At 58.1% G+C, this 19,478-nt stretch carries 9 protein-coding genes; 6 read left to right on the forward strand and 3 right to left on the reverse strand.

Annotated features, from left to right (window positions below; genetic code table 11):
• Positions 1 to 198 precede the first annotated feature (198 nt).
• From ACP7E6_RS26175 to ACP7E6_RS26195, 5 genes are all read left to right on the forward strand, one after another.
• Positions 199 to 11,115 carry a DUF5801 repeats-in-toxin domain-containing protein gene (locus ACP7E6_RS26175; RefSeq protein ID WP_426232614.1) on the forward strand — a complete coding sequence of 3,639 codons (10,917 nt, stop codon included), beginning with the start codon at positions 199 to 201 and terminating at the stop codon, positions 11,113 to 11,115.
• A gap of 591 nt (positions 11,116 to 11,706) precedes the next feature.
• Entirely contained in the window at positions 11,707 to 13,068 is a 1,362-nt protein-coding gene (locus ACP7E6_RS26180) for a TolC family outer membrane protein (protein ID WP_426232638.1), read from the forward strand.
• A gap of 18 nt (positions 13,069 to 13,086) precedes the next feature.
• Positions 13,087 to 15,246 (forward strand): type I secretion system permease/ATPase, encoded by a 2,160-nt coding sequence (locus tag ACP7E6_RS26185; RefSeq protein WP_426232615.1) that lies wholly within the window; start codon positions 13,087 to 13,089, stop codon positions 15,244 to 15,246.
• A complete protein-coding gene (locus ACP7E6_RS26190) occupies positions 15,243 to 16,535 on the forward strand; it encodes an HlyD family type I secretion periplasmic adaptor subunit (protein ID WP_426232616.1) in 1,293 nt (430 codons plus the stop codon). The genes ACP7E6_RS26185 and ACP7E6_RS26190 overlap by 4 nt, the downstream gene beginning before the upstream one ends.
• Before the next feature lies 1 nt (position 16,536).
• Positions 16,537 to 17,199 (forward strand): ribbon-helix-helix domain-containing protein, encoded by a 663-nt coding sequence (locus tag ACP7E6_RS26195; RefSeq protein ID WP_426232617.1) that lies wholly within the window; start codon positions 16,537 to 16,539, stop codon positions 17,197 to 17,199.
• Positions 17,200 to 17,397: 198 nt separating this feature from the next.
• On the opposite strand, the gene ACP7E6_RS26200 is transcribed toward ACP7E6_RS26195, so the two are convergent.
• The 3 genes from ACP7E6_RS26200 to ACP7E6_RS26210 all read right to left on the reverse strand — a co-directional run bounded on the left by ACP7E6_RS26200 (position 17,398) and on the right by ACP7E6_RS26210 (position 18,922).
• Positions 17,398 to 18,006 carry a J domain-containing protein gene (locus ACP7E6_RS26200; RefSeq protein ID WP_426232618.1) on the reverse strand — a complete coding sequence of 203 codons (609 nt, stop codon included), beginning with the start codon at positions 18,004 to 18,006 and terminating at the stop codon, positions 17,398 to 17,400.
• 164 nt (positions 18,007 to 18,170) lie between these two features.
• Positions 18,171 to 18,443, reverse strand: coding sequence for a phosphatase PAP2 family protein (locus ACP7E6_RS26205; protein WP_426232619.1), 273 nt, complete (start codon positions 18,441 to 18,443; stop codon positions 18,171 to 18,173).
• Complete coding sequence (locus ACP7E6_RS26210) at positions 18,359 to 18,922, reverse strand: hypothetical protein (protein ID WP_426232620.1); 564 nt, start codon at positions 18,920 to 18,922, stop codon at positions 18,359 to 18,361. Before ACP7E6_RS26210 ends, ACP7E6_RS26205 begins: the two co-directional genes overlap by 85 nt.
• Before the next feature lie 44 nt (positions 18,923 to 18,966).
• Between ACP7E6_RS26210 and ACP7E6_RS26215 the strand changes: the two genes are divergently transcribed.
• Entirely contained in the window at positions 18,967 to 19,332 is a 366-nt protein-coding gene (locus ACP7E6_RS26215) for a hypothetical protein (RefSeq protein ID WP_426232621.1), read from the forward strand.
• The last annotated feature ends 146 nt before the right edge of the window (positions 19,333 to 19,478 follow it).

The raw sequence follows: 19,478 nt of genomic DNA on the forward strand, positions 1-19,478 counted from the left end.
AGGGATCGATGTTTCTCCGACCGGCCGCCTGATTGCCACAGCGGTTCCAGGGCGTTTTTCCGTCGCTAAAGTTAACCAAGTCCTGTCCTTTTTTGGGGTGATGTATAACCGAATATGTCTCCATAGTTAAGGAAGTATTGCGTTCGGCGAACCTCAGGTATTTGAGTGCGTTCATGTTTCTGTGAGGGGTTTGCAATTATGTCTATTGAAGATCTGAATATTTCCGCCATCGATGCCGATCAGTCCGCGTCCGAGTTCTCGTTGGAATTTCAGGACGATGGCCGGCAAGCCACTGATATTGAAATGGCCCAGGCGACGGAAAATGGCGCGTCCTCCAAGTCGGCCCGGCTGCCTGCCGAAGTTGCCGCCGCTGGCGAACGGCCGAAGGAGATCGTGCCGGATCAGAACAACATCGCGCGTCTCCCGGCTGATGTGACGGTCGATGAAATCCGCGTCGATGGAGCCAATCTCATTTTGGTGCAGGCAGACGGCACGGAAGTGACCATCGTCAACGGCGCGCTGCGCATCCCGACTTTCATCATTGGTGATGTTGAGATTCCCCAGCAGGTGCTTCTTGCTGTTCTTGAACAGGATGGCGTCAACGTCGCCGCCGGTCCGGATGGTTCCTACTCGGCCACTGGTTCTGGACCACAGAGTTCGGGCGGCAATTTCGAGGATACGTTGCAGCAAAGCACCCAGGAGGCCGGTCCTCTGGCCGATCTTCTGGCAAACACCGAATTCGGTGACCCGAACGGCGATGGCAACGGTCTGCTGTTCGACGACACCCCGATCATCACCGAAACTGCCTTGAGCTTCATTACGGAAACGGCAAATGCCGATGGTACATTCGAAAACCAGACCATTGACGGAATTTTCGGTTTCGTGCCCGGCGCCGATACCGGCCAGATTGCGTCGATCGCCTATGTCAACACGCTGAATATCGATGAGCCCACGCAGACAGGTTTCGCCACCGCGCTGACATCGGGCGGCGCCGCCGTCGTCGTCACCGTCTCGGCAGATGGCCTGACACTCACCGGCACCGCCGGTGGCGCCGTGGTGTTTACCCTGACGGTTACCAATACGGCGACCGGCGCCTTCACCTTCCAGCAACTGCACGCTCTCGATCATCCGGATCAGGGCCAGAGCGGCGCCGACGATCTCCTGCGCCTGCAGTTCACCTACACCGTCACCGACAAGGACGGCGACACCGTCATCGGCAACGCATCGATCGATATCCGCGATGACGGCCCGGTTGCCAACGTGGGCACGGGCTCGACGGTCGAGGACGAATCCGTCAACGGCGGCAACAACGAAGCCGACGGTTTCACCGCCGGTATCTCCGGCGTTTCACTGAACATTAACTGGGGTGCCGACAGCGCCAATCTGGGTGGTGCAAATGACCGTTCGGTCGCCTTCACCAACACCACTGTCGCGGTCTCCGGCGCCCATGGCGCGACGTTGACCTCGCTTGGTTTGACCGTCTCGACCGTCCTGGTCAACGGCGTGCTGGTCGGCTATACCGGCGATACGGCTCCCACGGCGATCACCGGCGAAGGCTCGTCCAACGTGGTGTTTTACGCCAAAGTCTCGGATGTTGCCAACGGCAGCTACGACTTCACGCTGGTCAAGCCGCTCGATCATGCGGCCGGCGATGGTGCCAATGGCGAGAACAGCCTGTCGCTGACCTTCAACTACACCGCCACCGACAGCGATGGCGACAAGAGCAACAACACCTTCACCGTCAATGTCGTTGATGATGTTCCGGTTGCCAACGTAGGCACGGCCTCGACGGTCGAGGACGAAGCCGTCAACGGCGGCAACAATGAGGATGATGACTTCTCGGCTGCCGTCACTGGCGTGTCTCTCAACATCAACTGGGGTGCCGACAACGCCAATGCCAGCGGTCTGAACGACCGTTCGGTTGCCTTCACCAATGCCACGGTTGCCGTCTCCGGCGCCAGCAGCACAGCTTTGACCTCGCTTGGTCTGGCGGTCACAACGACAGTTTTTCCGGACGGTACACTGGTCGGTTACACTGGCCCCACGGCTCCGACCGCCTTGACGGGCGAAGGCTCGGGCAATCTCGTGTTCTTTGCCAAAGTCTCGGATGTTGCCAACGGCAGCTACGACTTCACGCTGGTCAAGCCGCTCGATCATGCGGCCGGCGATGGCGCCAATGGCGAGAACAGCCTGTCGCTGACCTTCAACTACACCGCCACCGACAGCGATGGCGACAAGAGCAACAACACCTTCACCGTCAATGTCGTTGATGATGTTCCGGTTGCCAACGTAGGCACGGCCTCGACGGTCGAGGACGAAGCCGTCAACGGCGGCAACAATGAGGATGATGACTTCTCGGCTGCCGTCACTGGCGTGTCTCTCAACATCAACTGGGGTGCCGACAACGCCAATGCCAGCGGTCTGAACGACCGTTCGGTTGCCTTCACCAATGCCACGGTTGCCGTCTCCGGCGCCAGCAGCACAGCTTTGACCTCGCTTGGTCTGGCGGTCACAACGACAGTTCTTCCGGACGGTACACTGGTCGGTTACACTGGCCCCACGGCTCCGACCGCCTTGACGGGCGAAGGCTCGGGCAATCTCGTGTTCTTTGCCAAAGTCTCGGATGTTGCCAACGGCAGCTACGACTTCACGCTGGTCAAGCCGCTCGATCATGCGGCCGGCGATGGCGCCAATGGCGAGAACAGCCTGTCGCTGACCTTCAACTACACCGCCACCGACAGCGATGGCGACAAGAGCAACAACACCTTCACCGTCAATGTCATCGATGATGGTCCTGTTCGAGGCGACGAGGTTCGTGGCACTGCGGAAGACGAAGCGGTCAATGGTGGCAACAATGAGAGCGACGGTCTGACGGCTGTTGCCACGGGTGCCCTGAACATTCGTTGGGGTGCGGATAACGCCGACAGCGACCTGGGTGGCAATGGCGACCGCTCGGTTGCGTTCACCGCCACGAACAACACCCCCGCTGTCGTGGTCTCGGGCGCCCATGGCGCAACGCTGACCTCGCTTGGTCTGGCTGTCACGATGACAGTTCTGTCGAACGGCGTTCTGGTCGGCTATACCGGCGCGCAGGTGCCTGCGGGGATCAATGGCGCCAATGTCGTCTTCTATGCGTCTCTTTCGGACGACAATAGCGGTGCCTACACGTTCACGCTGGTCAAGCCGCTGGATCATGCGGCTGGCGACGGCACCAATGGCCAGAACAACCTGTCGCTGACCTTCGGCTACACCGCCAAGGATAGCGATGGCGACAGCGTTACCGGCTCGTTCACGGTCGATGTCAGCGATGATGTTGCCGAGATATATACGCCGTTTGCAGGTGGTGTCGTGGAGGAAGAGCAGCTGCAGGTTGCCGGCAGCGGCAATGAAGACGGCAGCGGCAGCGGCGACAATGATTGGTTCTTGGACGCCAACAGCACCACACATAAGACCGGCGGCACGCTGGCCATCTCCTGGGGTTCGGACAATTCCAATGACGGCAATGGCCAGCCTGGCGACCGCTCGGTCCAGTTCGGCCCGGCCGCCGTTGGCAATCTGAGCACATTGAACCTCACCTCCGATGGCGATTCGATCAGTTACATCACGCTCACGGTCTCGGGTCAGCAAATCCTGCTTGCCTATACCGGCGCGACGGCTCCGACCGCTGTTCCGGCCAACAGTGCTGCAGCGCTTGCTGCCAATATCGTCTTCTCGGTTGCGCTGTCGGATGTTGGCAATGGCTCCTATGCCTTCACACTTTATGACACGCTGGATCATCAGGGCTTGGCTCAGGGCGAAGACGGCCAGATATTGACCTTCCAGTTTACGGCCACCGACTCGGATGGCGACACAACCCCGCCAAAAACCTTCTCGGTCAGTGTGAGCGACGACACGCCGGTGGCAATTGGCACCATCCTGCCGCGCTTTGTCGAAGAAGAAGAGCTTTCTGGCGGTAACGAGGATACCCGGTCCGGTACTCCTTTTGCGGATCTCGATGGCATCCTTGGGAATGTGACCGGCAAGTCCGCCGGTGGCCCGCTCAATATCTTCTGGGGTGGCGACGACGGCAACACGCGTGTCAATGGCGGCTACACCGGTAGCCAGGTTGCCGGCGATCTCTCGGTTGTGTTTGCCGATGGCACCGGCGCTGCCCGGGCTCTGACGGCAACGCAGGCCGGCGAGTTCCTCTCGATCAGCGGTGGTGCCGGTTCGGTTGCGCTTGGCTCGCTGACGTCGGCTGGCCAGCCGGTCACCTTCTCGCTGTCTGCCAATGGCACGGTGCTGACGGCTTCGGCCGGCGGCCAGACGGTGTTCACCGTCACCCTGTCGGATACCGGCAGGGGTAGCTACGACTTCAACCTCACTGGCGTGCTCGATCATCCGGTCAAGGCATCGGGTGCCTCCAACGAAGACGTCCTGTCCTTCACCTTCACCTTCACAGCCCGCGACGGCGACGGCGATATCGCCAAGGACACCTTCAAGGTCGGTGTCATCGATGATGCTCCGGTTGTCACCGGCACATCGATCGGCGTGACGGTGGATGAGGATGATATCCGCAATCTGCGTTCTGAGGGCACGAGCCCGAACGACGGCACGGCCGACGGTTCGTCGTCGGAGCTGGCTCTGTTGGGCGGCGGCTTTGCAGCCACGGTCTCGGGCAGCGTTGCCTCGACGGTTGCGTTTGGCGCCAACGGTCAACAAGCTGGCGGCGGCTTCAGCTTCACGTCCGACGCGCTTGCCACGCTCAATGGCCTTGGGCTGACGTCCAAGGGCGGCACGGTCGTCTTTGCTTTTGTCGGCGATGCGATCGTCGGTTACGTCAATGGATACTTCGGCGGCTTCCAGCCGCTTGTCGATCGTCCGGTCATGTCCCTGGAGCTGAACGAGACGACCGGTGCCTTCACCTTCCGTCAGTATGACCAGCTCGACCATGCCGCTGGCAACGGCCAGAACACCGCGCTTGCCAACGGCCTTGCGTCGATCAACTTCGGCGCAGTTATCAATGCGACGGACGGTGACGGCGACGTCGTCAATCTGTCCGGCAAGCTCTTGATCACAGTTCGCGACGACGTGCCAGAAGTGTCGATCTCGACGGTCGGCTCAGTGACGATCGACGAGACCTCGGGCAACCAGAACGATGACACGACCAGCAACAGCGCGCGCAACCTGTTCAACGGCGTCACCAACAAGGGCTGGGATTCCGATCTGGGGGGGGCGATCTATGCGCGCCACGATGTGGTCGACACCTCGGTCAACGGCGGCACCGACGATACGGTGACCACCAGCCTGACATTGCGTATCGACAGCAGCACCTCCGGCCTATTCACTACCGATGGCCAGGCGATCACTCTGTCCATGCAAGGCGACATGGTGGTTGGCCGTATCGCCAGTGGGGCGGCGGCCTTTGCGGTTGCGATCCAGCCGAACGGTGATGTCAGTGTCGCGCAATACATGTCGCTGGCGCATCCCAATACCGGATCGAACGATGAGGCGATCAATCTCGCCGGCAAGATCTCGGCCGTCATCACCGCCACCGACCATGATGGCGACGTTATCGAGAAGCTCGTCTCCATCGGCACCAAGATCAGCTTCGATGATGACGGGCCGCGTGTTTTTGCCAATACACTTGTGCAGATCGATGAGGACCTTCTTTCGGGTGGCAATCCCGGAGGAGACGGCGACGATATCAACGGCGCCGCCCTGACCGGCACGCTGGCCCATGACAGCGGAGCTGATGGCACGGCATCCGTCCTCTGGTCGTCTGCCGGACTAACGCTTCCCTCTGGCTTCTGGTTCTCGGTTTCCACAGACGGTACGGTCATGACGATCACCCAGTTGCAGGGCGGAGTCTATGTTCCGGTGGTAACCGCAACCATCACCAATACTGCGACCGGCGCTTACTCTGTCGGGCAGGTCGCGCCGATCGACCATCCGCAGGGCACGATTCCGGGCTTCGAGGATAATGTCCAGTTCACAATCTCCTACGATGTCGCCGATGGTGATGGTGACCAGGCTAGAGGAACGCTGAGCATCAACGTCGATGATGATACACCGACGGTTGCAGCGAGCGCGGTGATTGCCCTTGATGACGACGCATTGAGCGGCGGCAACCCCGGAGGCGCTGGCGATGACGCCGAAAACTCCATACTGACCGGTGTGTTGTCGCACAGCGGCGGCGGCGACGGGACTGCTTCGGTTCTGTGGGCACCCAATGGCCTGACCTTGCCGAATGGCTTCTGGTACGATCTGTCCGCTGACAGCAAGACGATGACGATCACACAGTTGCAGAACAGCGCCTATGTGGGTGTCTTCAAGGTCGTGGTCACCGATCCGGCGACTGGCGCCTACCAGGTTACCCAACTGGCTGCGGTAAAGCACAACACTGTCGGGGCGGAAGATAACCTTCAGGTCTCGTTCCAGTATCGCGTTACCGACGGCGACGGCGACGTTGCGACCGGCACGCTGACTCTCAATGTTGACGACGACACTCCGACACTGACGCAAACGCTGCGTTACAATGACGTCTACGAAGCCGGTGTTGGTGCGGCAAGCGGTACTGACAACAGCACATTTGCAGTTACCTACGGTGCGGACGGTTACGGCGCGACAGCCTTCACCGGCGCTCTCAAGCTCGATATCGGCGGCGGTCTTGCCGGCAATGTCAATCTGAACCTGGCCAATGGCTCCGACAGCTCGCCGAAGTTCACTTCGGAAGGCCGCGTGGTTGTCTTTACCATGGTGGATGCCAACACCATCCGGGGCTTCGCCGGCAACGAGCTGATCATCGAGATCAAGCTGACGGACACCGATAGCAGCGCCAAGACGACGCTGTACGGCAACATCGATCACATCGCCGCGCAAAACGGCGCTGCCATCGACAGACTAGTGGTCGATGCGACCGTCAAATTTACTGATGGCGACGGCGATGCCGTCACCGGCATCATCCGCTCGACAATCCACGACGAGGCTCCGGTCGCCATCGGCGCGGCGCAGACCGGCACGCTGTCTGAAGCAGGCCTGCCACTGGTGTCGTCAACGTTTGCCAGCCTGAACATCGATATCGGAGCTGATAACAAGGGCACCCATGTCAGCATCGGCATGAGCGGCGGCGTCCCGATTATCAATGCCGGCCTCACCTCCGACGGCGTTCCGCTGCAGTATATCGTGCGGACAACCAATGGGGTGGATGAGGAACTGGTTGCCTTCAAGCAGGGCGATACGGCGGCCAACCCGGTCTTCATCGTCGCCGTTCTGCATCCCGGCAGCTTTGCAGCCACGCTCTATCAGAACGTCGACCATGTCGGCGGCAATGACGCCACCCTGGCCCTCAACATGGTGGCCCGCGTCTATGACGGCGACGGCGACTTCGTCGATCAGCCGTTCACGATCAACATTGCAGACAGCGTTCCAACCCTGACGCAGACGCTGCGTTACAACGACGTCTATGAAGCGGGTGTTGGTGCGGCAAGCGGTACTGACAACAGCACATTTGCAGTTACCTACGGTGCGGACGGTTACGGCGCGACAGCCTTCACCGGCGCTCTCAAGCTCGATATCGGCGGCGGTCTTGCCGGCAATGTCAATCTGAACCTGGCCAATGGCTCCGACAGCTCGCCGAAGTTCACTTCGGAAGGCCGCGTGGTTGTCTTTACCATGGTGGATGCCAACACCATCCGGGGCTTCGCCGGCAACGAGCTGATCATCGAGATCAAGCTGACGGACACCGATAGCAGCGCCAAGACGACGCTGTACGGCAACATCGATCACATCGCCGCGCAAAACGGCGCTGCCATCGACAGACTAGTGATCGATGCGACCGTCAAATTTACTGATGGCGACGGCGATGCCGTCACCGGCATCATCCGCTCGACAATCCACGACGAGGCTCCGGTCGCGAGCGACCTGACTGCGGTCATGACCGAAAACGAGAGCAAGAGTGTCACTCTGGTTGAGGGCGTTCACTTCAATTTCGGGGCCGACGAATTTGGCAAGGCGTTCTCATTCGGTACGCCGAGCTACACTGGTATTCCGAATGGGATTACCCTGGGTACGCCAGCCATCACCTTCGACACCGCCCACCACCAGATTTCAATCGTGCCTGGAACAGCATTCGACGTCCTTGCGGCTGGCCAGACTGTGGTGCTGCATATCCCCTACACGGTTGCCGATGGCGACGGGGATAGCGTCACCAAGAAGATCGCACTCACCATCACCGGCACCAACGACATTCCGGTCATCGATCTGAACACGGAAACTGCGGGCAACGATACAACGACCAACGCTGTCGAACAGTTGCCGCAGCAGTTCGCCTGGCAGGCTGATCTCTCAGATGTCGACTCGTCGAACCTGCAGTCAATGGAGCTGACACTCGGCAACATTCAGGACGCAACGGCCGAAACACTGTCGCTCAATGCGACCGCGACGACAGCAGCAGCAGGCCTGACCGTTTCCTATGACGGCACAACCGGTGTCATGCTGATTACCGGCTCTGCGTCGGTCAGCCGTTACGAAACCATCCTGAAGAACATCATCTATCTGAACGGCAGTGATAATCCGGATGTTGCTTTGGATCGGACTGTGACGGTGATCGTCAACGACGGCCTCGCCGACAGCGCGCCGCAGGTGGCGACCATCCATCTGATCGCAATCAATGATGCGCCGGTCCTTGGCGGTACCCTGACGGAAACTGTTGCCGAAGGTGGTGGTGTCGTGCTGACGCTTGCCAAACTCGGTTACATCGATGTCGACGACAACAACACCGGGGTTACGTTCCTGGTCTCCAATCTCGCGCACGGTACGATCACCAATGGCGGCGCTTCGGCGACGTCGTTCACGGCCGCGGAAGTGTTTGCCGGTCTGATCAAATTCAACCATGACGGTTCGGAAGGTTCCACGGCTTCTTTCAACGTCAAGGTTGAAGACGGCAACGAAGATGGTTCGGTGCCAGCGATTGGCACGTTCAACCTGGCGGTATCGCCGGTAAACGATGCGCCGGCGATCACCGGTGATCGTACCCTGGCAGTCAATGAAGGCGCGACTGTCACCTTAACCACTACGGATCTCGGCTTCAGTGATCCGGATGATGTCGGCTTAGGCGTGACCTTCACCGTTACCAATCCGCTCTATGGCGGCGTTCTTGTCAACGGCGCCACTGCTCTTTCGTTTAACGGCCAGCAGTTGCTGGATGGTCAGGTCAGCTTCCAGCACAATGGATCGGAAACTACTGCCGCGTCCTTTGGTGTCATCCTTGAAGATGGCAACGAGGACAATTCGGCTCCAGAAACCGCGACCGTCAATGTCATCGTGGTTCCGGTCAACGACGCGCCGGTTCTTAGTGGGCTGGGGAATGTGACCTTTAGCGAAAATGTGGTCAATGCCGGTCCTCAGCTAATCGACAACGACGTTTCGTTGACTGATGACGATAGTGCCAATTTCTCCGGCGGTTCGCTAACGGCGAGTTGGTCTGCTGGCGGAGCAAGCCAAGATCAGTTGTCGTTCTTGAGCCAAGGTAACAGCGCTGGCCAGATTTCCATTTCTGGTAACAATATTGCTTTTGGCGGTGCTCAAATCGGTACGATTTCCAGCAATGGGGCGAATGGGGCAAGTTTGGTCGTCAATTTCAACGCATCCGCTACACCACTTGCCGTGGATGCTTTGGTTCAGCGGCTTGCCTATGCCAACAATTCGGACACACCCAATCTCACGCGCACCTTGAGCATCACGGTCTCTGACGGCGATGGAGGTGCAAGCACGGCGGTGACCTCAACCGTGACGGTAAATCCGCAAGCTGATGCGCTGGGTACAGTCCTTGGTAAAAATGCGATCGTTAGCGGCCTGGTGTCGGATTCGGGAGTGTTCAATGGCCCTGACCCTGCAAAGAGCAACTACTGGACATTCTATGCTCACCAGGGCGCTGTAGTCACTCTTGATGTAGATCGAACTGAGAACGCATTCGACCCTGCCATGTGGTTGTTTGCTGGCAAGGTCAGCAGTGCCGCCGTCTTCGGTAGTGCACTTGACACCAATGATCCCGGTTTCATTGCCTTTGCCGACGATACCGACGATCACAATGGACCACATGGTGACCCCCGTATTTCCTTCACAGCTCCCGTCAGCGGATTCTACACAGCCATCGTGACAAACTACGCCAGCGGCAGTTCCGGAGATAACTTATTCAGCTATAATTTGAAGATCAGCGGGAACTCCAATGCCCCCGTTGGCACCGATCCCATCATCCTCGACCTCGACCTCAACGGCTTTGCCCTGACCTCGATCGAGAATGGCGTCACCTTCGATATCAATGCTGATGGCAAGGCCGACAAGGTCGCCTGGACCAGCGCGGATGGCATCCTGGCTTACGACCTCGATGGCAACGGCAAGATCGACAATGGTACCGAGATCTTCACGCCGAGCTTTGCCGGTGGCAACCATGCCGGTGGCGTCGCGGCTCTTGCCACGCTCGACAGCAATGGCGACGGCAAGATCGATGCTGACGACAATGCCTTCTCCAAGCTTTCGATCTGGATTGATGCCAACAACAACGGCATCAGCGATGGGGGTGAGCTGTCGAGCCTGGCTGACAACCATGTTGCCAGCATCTCGCTCGGTGCAACATCGGTGGACGGGCTGGAAGATGGCCAGTCGGTTGTTGCCGAGGGCACTTTCACCCTCGACAACGGTTCGAATGGTCATTTCATCGAAGTCGGTTTCGACACGATCGTCGGCGATGGCTCCTTCGGCACCGCAGGCGACGACATCCTGGCCGGTGGCCTGGCCCAAATGACGATGACGGGCGGCGCCGGGGCGGATACCTTCGTTCTGGATAGTGATTCCTTCAAGGGGATCGATCTCGCCGACGTCATTACCGACTACAAGGCGGGTGAAGGCGATGTACTGGATGTTTCCAGCCTTCTCACCTCGCTGCTCGGTCATGATGCAAGCGAAGCGGATGCCTTGGCGAGCGTGAAGACGACGGTCAACGGTGCGGATACCGTGGTCAGCGTCAATGACAATGGCGCCTGGCATGACGTGGCAGTCCTTCAAGACTACACGTCGACCGTCAAGGTTCTTTACGATGACGATCACAACTCGACGGCAGTTTCCCATGCCGTATAACTAACGAACGGTAACGAACCGTCTGAACATAGAAGCGCGGCGGAATCAACGGCCGCGTTTCCTAGCTGAATCAGGGTATTCGAGTTATCCCGAGTCCATTTCAAGATTCAATCTGTACAACGATATTTGATGAAAGAATTCAATAGTGACGCAGAGTTACATGTCCGGCGTCTGTAAGGTCTCTGTTACGGAAATGCAACTATCCAAGGCGAAGAATCCGTCCGGATAGAATGGCCCAAAAATGGACAGGCTAAAAAAAAACAGTTGTCGTATGAATACGCCGGGGCGAGGCTGGTAAGGATTCTCCGTTTGGGCGTTCCTGGAGTTGAAATAAATATTAACCAGTCTTAGTCGGTGATTTTGTAATAGAAAACATAGATATTTATATGACTTGCGAATCCTGAGGGTGGATAGCGACTATAAATGTTAATCCTGGGGTTTTTCCTCTTGGAATTCATGAGCGCTGTTCTTTAGAGCGGTAGCTCGATGCATGTCGGGGAGTTGGGGAAGTTGATGAAAAAAAGAAGCGGGCTGATCGCGGTTCTTTGTGCAACCGTGGCGTTTGGTTTTGTTCCTGTTGCTGCAGAGGCGATGAGCCTGAAGCAGGCAGTTGACAAGACGCTTAAGACCAATCCACAGATTCTGCAGGCGACGAAAAATCGCGAAGCCGTGGAGTTTGAACTGCGTCAGGCGCGGGGCTTGTACCTGCCGTCGATCGATCTGGAAGCTGGGGCAGGTAAGCGCCGCCTGGCGAGCCCAACCTCCGGTGGTCTGTCATCGGATCGCGACAGCCTCTCCCCGTCCGATGTCAGCTTGAGTATTACCCAGACGCTGTATGATGGCGGCGCACGACGCGCCGAAGTCAATCGGCAGGCATCGCGCGTCGATGGCGCTTCGTTCCGGGTTCTTGAGAGATCCGAGTCCCTCGCACTTGAGGTCGTTCAAAGCTATCTGGAATATATCCTTCAGACCAAGATTGTTCAGGCTGCCAAGGATAATCTCGGTTTTCACCGGCAGATCCTCGGCGATATCAAGGACAGCATCAAGGGCGGTACTTTGACCGACGCCGACGGGCTGCAGGGCAACGAACGGCTGGAAGCGGCGAGCGCCCGTTTGATCGAGTCCAATCAGGAACTGGAGGCAACGAAAATCCGTTTCCTGAAAGTCGTTGGCGAGGCAATTTCCAACGTCGAGACCCCTGGCTCCGTTGCCAAGTTCCTGCCGCGCACGCTTGATGACGCGATCTTCATCGCAACGAAAAGCAGCCCGCGGATGTCATCTGCTGCTGCTGACATCGATGCTGCCGATGCCGGTGTGCAGGGCGCCCGGGCAAACTATCTGCCCAAGGTCAATCTGGAGGCGAGCGCCAGTACTGGCGATGACATAAACGGCGATTACGGCAATACCAATGATCTGCAGGCGCGCGTCGTCGCTCGCTGGAATCTGTATCGTGGCGGGATCGACATCGCGCGGGAACAGGAGCAAATCCGCCGCGCAAGCGAGCAGCGTGAAGTACTTCACGAGACCCATCGCGAAGTCGAGGAGTCCGTCCGGTCGGCTTGGAACGAGCGCAAGAGCCGCGGTGAACTTGCCGCTGCCCTGTCCCGGCAGTCCAAGACGAATGCACAGCTGGTTTCCTCATACCGTGAACAGTTCCGGGTCGGTCAGCGGTCGCTGCTTGACGTGCTGGATGCGCAGAACACGCGCTTCAATACCAGCGTTCTCTCCGACACAGCCCGCCTCGCGGCGCTGTTCGCAGAGTATAAAATTCTCGCCGCATCTGGAAAGCTTGTAGCAACGATGGGCCTGAAGCCGATGGATCAGGGTGCTGAATATGCCCGCCAGGAGTTTGGTGTTCCTGCCACTGTTCAGGACGCAAATTATGTCGAGCTTGATTCCCATCAAAGCGCTGATATGCCGTTCGATCTTCTCGCGCCCATTCGGTCCCAGTAACAAGCCGGGTGCACAGCGATGCTGAACATAGCAATGGAAAGTACGGGCGCCATTCCGTTGCGCAACTTCAAAACTGCGTTCAAGTCGGTCGCCACTTATTTTGGGCGGCCGGCGTCCGACACAGTGCTTTTCTCCGGGCTGCCGGATGAATTGACGGAATCGCTCGAGCTGGATGATGTCGAGCGGATCGCTGAGCGTATAGGCCTGCAAGTCCGCAAGATTGACGAGCGGGATTGCCGCACGGGCAATTTCGACTGTCCCGCCGTGGTCCTCTTGCCTGAGGGCCGCGTTCTGGCACTGCTCGATCGCGACGAGAACGGTGCTTATCTTCTCGATATGGTCGCCAAAAATGGGGCCGCGATCTGTCTCCCAGGCGAGAAGCTGACTAGTTTCAAGCCCTTGGCTGCTTTTGCCTTTAGTGTGTACTACGTCAACGCCTCGGAAGACGCGCAGGTCGGCAATGCCGTCGAGATCGAAAAGCGCCATTGGCTGACGACGACGCTTGTTCCCTATTGGCGAACGTATGTACGCGTCATCGTGGCGGCGCTGTTCATCAATCTCATTGCACTTGGTTCGCCGCTGTTTACCATGAATGTCTATGATCGGGTGTTGCCGAACAAAGCGATGCCGACCCTTTGGGTGCTCGCCATCGGGATTACACTGGCATATCTGTTCGACTTCTTGCTGAAAACAGCGCGGTCGTCATTGATCGACTATGCCGGGCGAAAGGCGGACCTGCGTCTGTCGCAGCTGATTTTCGACAAGGTCCTGAACTCGACGCTGGCATCGCGGCCGCAGTCAACCGGAGAATATGCAAACCGGGTAACGCAATATGAGTTCGTGCGCGAGTTTTTTACCTCGAATACGATTGGTGTCCTGATCGACAGCGCCTTTGTCTTCATTTTCCTGTTCGTCATCTATCTGATCGCTGGTTGGCTGGTGGTCATCCCAGCCGTTGCTTTCATTCTCACTGTCATCGTCGGTCTGGTTGCACAGGCTCAGATCGGCAAGAGCATGGCGACTGCCGCCAATGAGGCGTCACGCCGTCAATCACTTCTCGTCGAAACGATTTCGACGATCGAAACCTTGAAGAGCCTGAGCGCCGAGGCCGGCATGCTGCGGCGTTGGCAGGAGTTGACGAAGAACTCCAGCCGGACAAGCGAGAAGATCAAGCAGATTTCCGCGAACGCGGTCAATTCGACCACCTTCATCCAGCAGAGCGTCAGTACGCTGATCGTTATCGCCGGCGCCTATGAGTTCGCAGAAGGCAGAATCGCGATGGGCGCGATCATCGCCACCGTCATGCTGGCGAGCAGGGCGGGTGCGCCGCTTGGACAAATTGCCATGACGCTTGCCCGTTTCCGGCAGGCAACGATGTCCTTGCGTATTCTCGACAAGATTATGGAGCAGCCCGACGACCGGCCGTCTACGGCCGGCTTCGTCAATCGAGAGATCAAGCTGGCCAGTTTCCGATTCGAGAACGTCTCTTTCCAGTATCCGGGATCCGACTATCCCGTAATCAACCAATTGTCCTTCTCGGTTTCAGAAGGTGAGAAAATCGGCATTATTGGCCGGATCGGGTCCGGCAAGACGACGATCGGGCGCCTTCTAGACGGGCTTTTTCTTCCCTCGTCCGGCCGTCTGCTGATCGATGGCGTCGATATCCGCCAGTACCATATGGCCGAAGTGAGGGCTGCCGTCGCTGTCGCGGGGCAATCTTCGGACTTGTTTTCCGGAACGGTCAAGGAAAATCTCCTGATGGGCCGCTCGGACGCGACCGATGCCGAACTTCTCGATGTGGCACGCATGACGGGTGTCGATCAATTCGTGGCTAACCATCCGCGCGGTTTCGACATGCCGGTCGGGGAACGCGGAAGCAATCTGTCGAGTGGCCAGAAACAAGCTTTGACAATCGCCCGTCTGCTGCTCGTCAGACCGAAGATCGTTTTCCTCGATGAGCCGTCGGGCGCCATGGATTTGGCCAGCGAACGGCACCTGATATCCCGGTTGAACACCGCTTTCGGGCCTCAAACCACGTTGTTGATCGCCACCCATCGTCACAGCATGCTGGAACTGGTTGATCGCTTGATCGTCGTGGACAAGGGCCGGATCGTAGCTGACGGTCCCAAGGCAGCCGTTATCGAATCCATGCAGCGCAGCCGCCCGGTGCCGGCATGAGCAGCACGAGTTTCGACAATCCGCCGCTATTTGCCCGCGCCATCCTCGGCTTGGTCGCGCTGTGCGTCGTCTGCTTCGTGGCTTGGGCTGCCTTCGCCGAAATCGACGAGCTGGCGCGTGGTGAAGGGCGGGTTATTCCGGTCTCCAAGACCCAGGTCGTCCAGACGTCCGAAGCGGGTATCGTTCAGGAGATCGCCGTCACCCTCGGTCAGGTCGTCCGCAAAGGGCAATTGTTGGTTCAACTTCAAAACACCACCACCGAATCGTCCCTTGGCGAATCGGTGGCGAAAGCGCGCGCCCTGGGCGCAAGAGTGGCACGCCTGACGCTGGAAGAGGCCGGCGACTATGTCGCCGATTTCACGTGCCCGCCCGAGATCATGGCCGTCGCCAAGGACGTTTGCCTCAATGAGCAAAAATTGCTGGACGCCAACCGTGCCAGCTATCGCAACAAGGTGAACGTCCTCACGGAACGGACCAAGCAGAAGCAGAACGAACTGAGCGAGGCTTATGCGAACATCAGTCACCTGAAACAGAACATTGAAAGTGCCGAACGTCAGCGTGATCTGATCGCCCCACTGGCCAAGAAGAAGCTCGTTGCCGAGACGGAAGTGTTGAAGGTCCAGCGCGATCTGACGGACCAGCAAGGGCAGTTGAGGGTCTACGAGGAAAGTCTGGTGCGGCTCCAGGGCGGCATCGAAGAGGCAAGGCTTCTCGTCAACGACGTTTCGCTTGAACTGCAGCAGCAGGCCTTGACGGAGAAGGCGCAGACGCTGTCGGAGCTGTCGGTCGTCGATGAGACGATCCGTGGCGCCACGGACAGGGTGAAGGGCACCGACATTCGCTCGCCGGTGGACGGCATCGTCAATACGCTGGAGGTCAATACAATCGGTGCTTACGTCGATCCGGGCAGCGTCATCGCCGGCGTCGTTCCAACCGCGGATACCCTGTTGATCGAAGCCCGCGTGTCGCCCCGCGATGTTGCTTTCCTGCGCCGCGGGCAGAAAGCAGTCGTGAAGGTTACAGCTTATGATTTCTCGATCTTCGGAGGGCTGGACGGCGAGGTGACAAACATATCGGCGGATAGTTTGGTCGAGAAGGAAAAGGGTGAGACCTATTATCTCGTCCAGGTGAAGACCAATCGCTCTGATCTCGAAAGAAATGGGCAATCCTATCCGATCATGCCGGGCATGGTTGCTTCGGTTGAGATCATGACGGGCCGCAAGACGATCCTGAGCTATCTGCTCAAGCCTATCAACAAGGCGCGCTCGGAAGCGCTGACGGAGCGTTGATATGGCACTGGACGATGCCGTGCCCGTCAGTGAGGTAGCGCTGCCAAGACTGGAGACCCGCAGCGCATTGCCCAGGATCGCTGCCGAGGAGGTGGAACCACATTTCAAGGCTGTCGGCGGCAGAACAGGCGAACGCCGAGGCATCCGCCTGGAACGTATCTATTGGGACGGCTTGAGCCAAATTGCCGCGGGATCGGGCATCAGCACGGCGGATCTTGTCGAATTGGCTGCCAGCCAAATTCCCGATTCCAATCTTGCATCATTGCTGAGAGCAATCAGTTTCAAGTGGGCGCTGTGCCGCATTGAGTTGCTTGAGGCAAAGGCGTCGATGGCCAATTTGAATGCCATCGTTCAAGCGTCACCATCCCCAACATTGGTTTTGACAAGAGAACGGAAAATCTTTTTGTTCAACGATCCGTTCCTGGTTATGTTGCGCAACAGGCTGGCGCTGAACGACAGGTCGCAACTGAAAAAAGGCTTGAGATTTCTGATCGATATCCAGATCGATGACGCTCTGAGAACATTGAACGCCAATGAAGGCACCATAATCAAGACCGGCTTCAGTATCGGCCTCAACCTTCAGACAATGCGGGGAAAAATCAACATCGCCCCGGCGCCAACCCATGAAGATTCGATGCTGATCGGCTACGTGTCCGGGTTCTGACACTTTGTCCGCACATGTGTCAGCGTGGGTTTGCTGTCGCCTGATTGTGTTTCGTGCCGTTTCTCACGGGAGCGCCGCGGCCAAGACTGGTCAAGTCCAGCGGCACCAGGCTTTTAGGCCAATTGACCGGTCAATCACGACAGTTTCGCCTGTCATCCGGCAATGCGAGGCCGCATCGAAGCTTGTGCCAAAAAACCGTCAGCAAAATCCGTTCAGCTTGAGAATTTTATGGGCCTCGATCGAGGCACGGAGCTCGTCTTCGGAGGTGCGATTGCCCTGGTTGGCGTCGGGATGGTGCATTTTGAGCCGTTCCTTATAACGGCTCCTGATTTCTTCCGGCGTCGCGTCCTGTGGAAGACCGAGTGTCTCGAAAGCCTTGGCTTCAAGGACCTTGAGTTTTCTCACTGGGGAATTCGTCTTTTGCGCATTGCGCTGCGCTGCGTTTTTGCGATCATTCAATGTTTTTGCCGAACCGGAGCGGACCGTGGACGGGATCGGAATTTCGGTTGCCTGGTTGACGCCAGTTCCCCAGGTCGGGCGGCCGCCGGTCGTCGCTTCCCTTTGGTAACGGGCAATGTCCGCGTCAGAGAGACCCGTCGCGAAATTGTATCCCTTGTTGTATTCCTTCACGTGCTCAAGACAGAAGAACAGATACAGGCCTTCGGCATCGCGCCCGACAGGCGCGCGGTGCGTGCCTCTTTTGTCGCAACTGTCCCATTGGCATTTCGGACCCGCCGGCTCGCTGTTGGCAGCCGGCTTCTTGCGCGTCGATTTCAGGCCAACAAATATCTTCGAATCATTCGTCATGAAACCTATATGAAGCCAGTGCGCTATTCCGGCAAGAATTGTTGAATTAGCAACCGGTAATTAGTTCAACTTTTCCGCCTTTTGGACGCACGCGCCCGGCGCCGGCGTGCCGGCCGCTTGGCCGAACCGTTTCAGGGATTTCTCAACGGCGTTCACCATTGCTCTCACCTGCGAAGCATGGCTTTTGAACGCACATCCATCCAGCGCCAGACCCAGGCCATGGCGAACAGCCAGCCGAGCACCACGTCGGAAAGCAAATGTGCGCCCAGGATAACGCGGTTGAACGCCACGAACATGAGACAAGGCACAAGCGGGATTGCAGCCGCCCACCTGAACCTGGCCGGTACCAGGATCAGCAGCGACAGAGACGCTGCAACCGCAGAAGACTCGCCGGAAGGAAAGGAGCAACTGCGGCTGCACGCCGCGAAAACTGCCATACCGGCGTAAAATCCGCAGTGCCGCCGAACTCGACAAGCGCATTGGGCAGCACACGCCCGATGAGTAGCTTCAGCGACTGGACCAAGATGAGCGGCCCTGCCGCAAAGCTCAAGAGCACGAACAGCGGCTTATGGGGCGGGCAGTACCGCATTGATCCCGGCAGAAGCCTCTGCAGGATGATCAGCATGATCATCGAGCCGATAATGTAAGGCTGTGCCAGGCGACCGATATCCCTTACCCCCACCAGGAACGGATTGCTGGCCAGAACGAAAGTCTGCCCGCCGGCAAACCAGCGCGAGACCACAAGATCGAGATCGGGAAAGACGACAAAGACAAAACTTACCCAGACGATCCAGGCACCCAGGGCGGCAATCACCCCGTTGATGCTGTCGGGGTCGATGCTGTTGGGCATTGCCGGCTGGGACAGGCGCAATCCCCTTGAGGGAGAATTCCAATAATCGAACGCAAATTTCCGCATGCCGGTCTCTCCGAAGGCTCAATCGGCGGCAAACTGGGTCCGGATTGTCAAGAAACGGCGGGGATGCGATCAAGGCTTGTTCGGAATCGGCTGCTTGGAACCGCGCATTCCATAAACGAGAAATTTCGACAGCGGCTTCTGTAGCAACGCGTCATGCGGCGCTGGGAACTGCCGCGATGCGGCAAAGCCTGAAAGGAAGCGCCACCAGCGAATGGTCAGGAGCGGATTGGCGGCAGAGCGAAACCAGAAAAGAACGCCGCGTTTCCAGCGGGCCCGCAAGACAAAAGACAGTATTCTCCAAAGCACGGGATACCGAAATTGCCGTGGTTCACTGGCGATCTCCAGTCGTATGTCCCGGTGCGGTGCCGGATATTTCGCCTTTTACCGCTGCGGCGATCAAATCATTCTGAATCATGTTCCAAGCCCCATGAGTATGGTTGCGGCCAACCATCTGCGGCGGAATTATCAAGATCGTGCCAAGGAACCGTGGCCGTACGCTGAGGCGACCTGCCGATCAAAGTCATCGGAGGTTGCCCGTTTTGCAGGAAGCGGGATT

It is taken from the genome of Pararhizobium sp. DWP3-4, assembly GCF_049898205.1.
In the GTDB taxonomy this organism is placed as follows: domain Bacteria; phylum Pseudomonadota; class Alphaproteobacteria; order Rhizobiales; family Rhizobiaceae; genus Pararhizobium.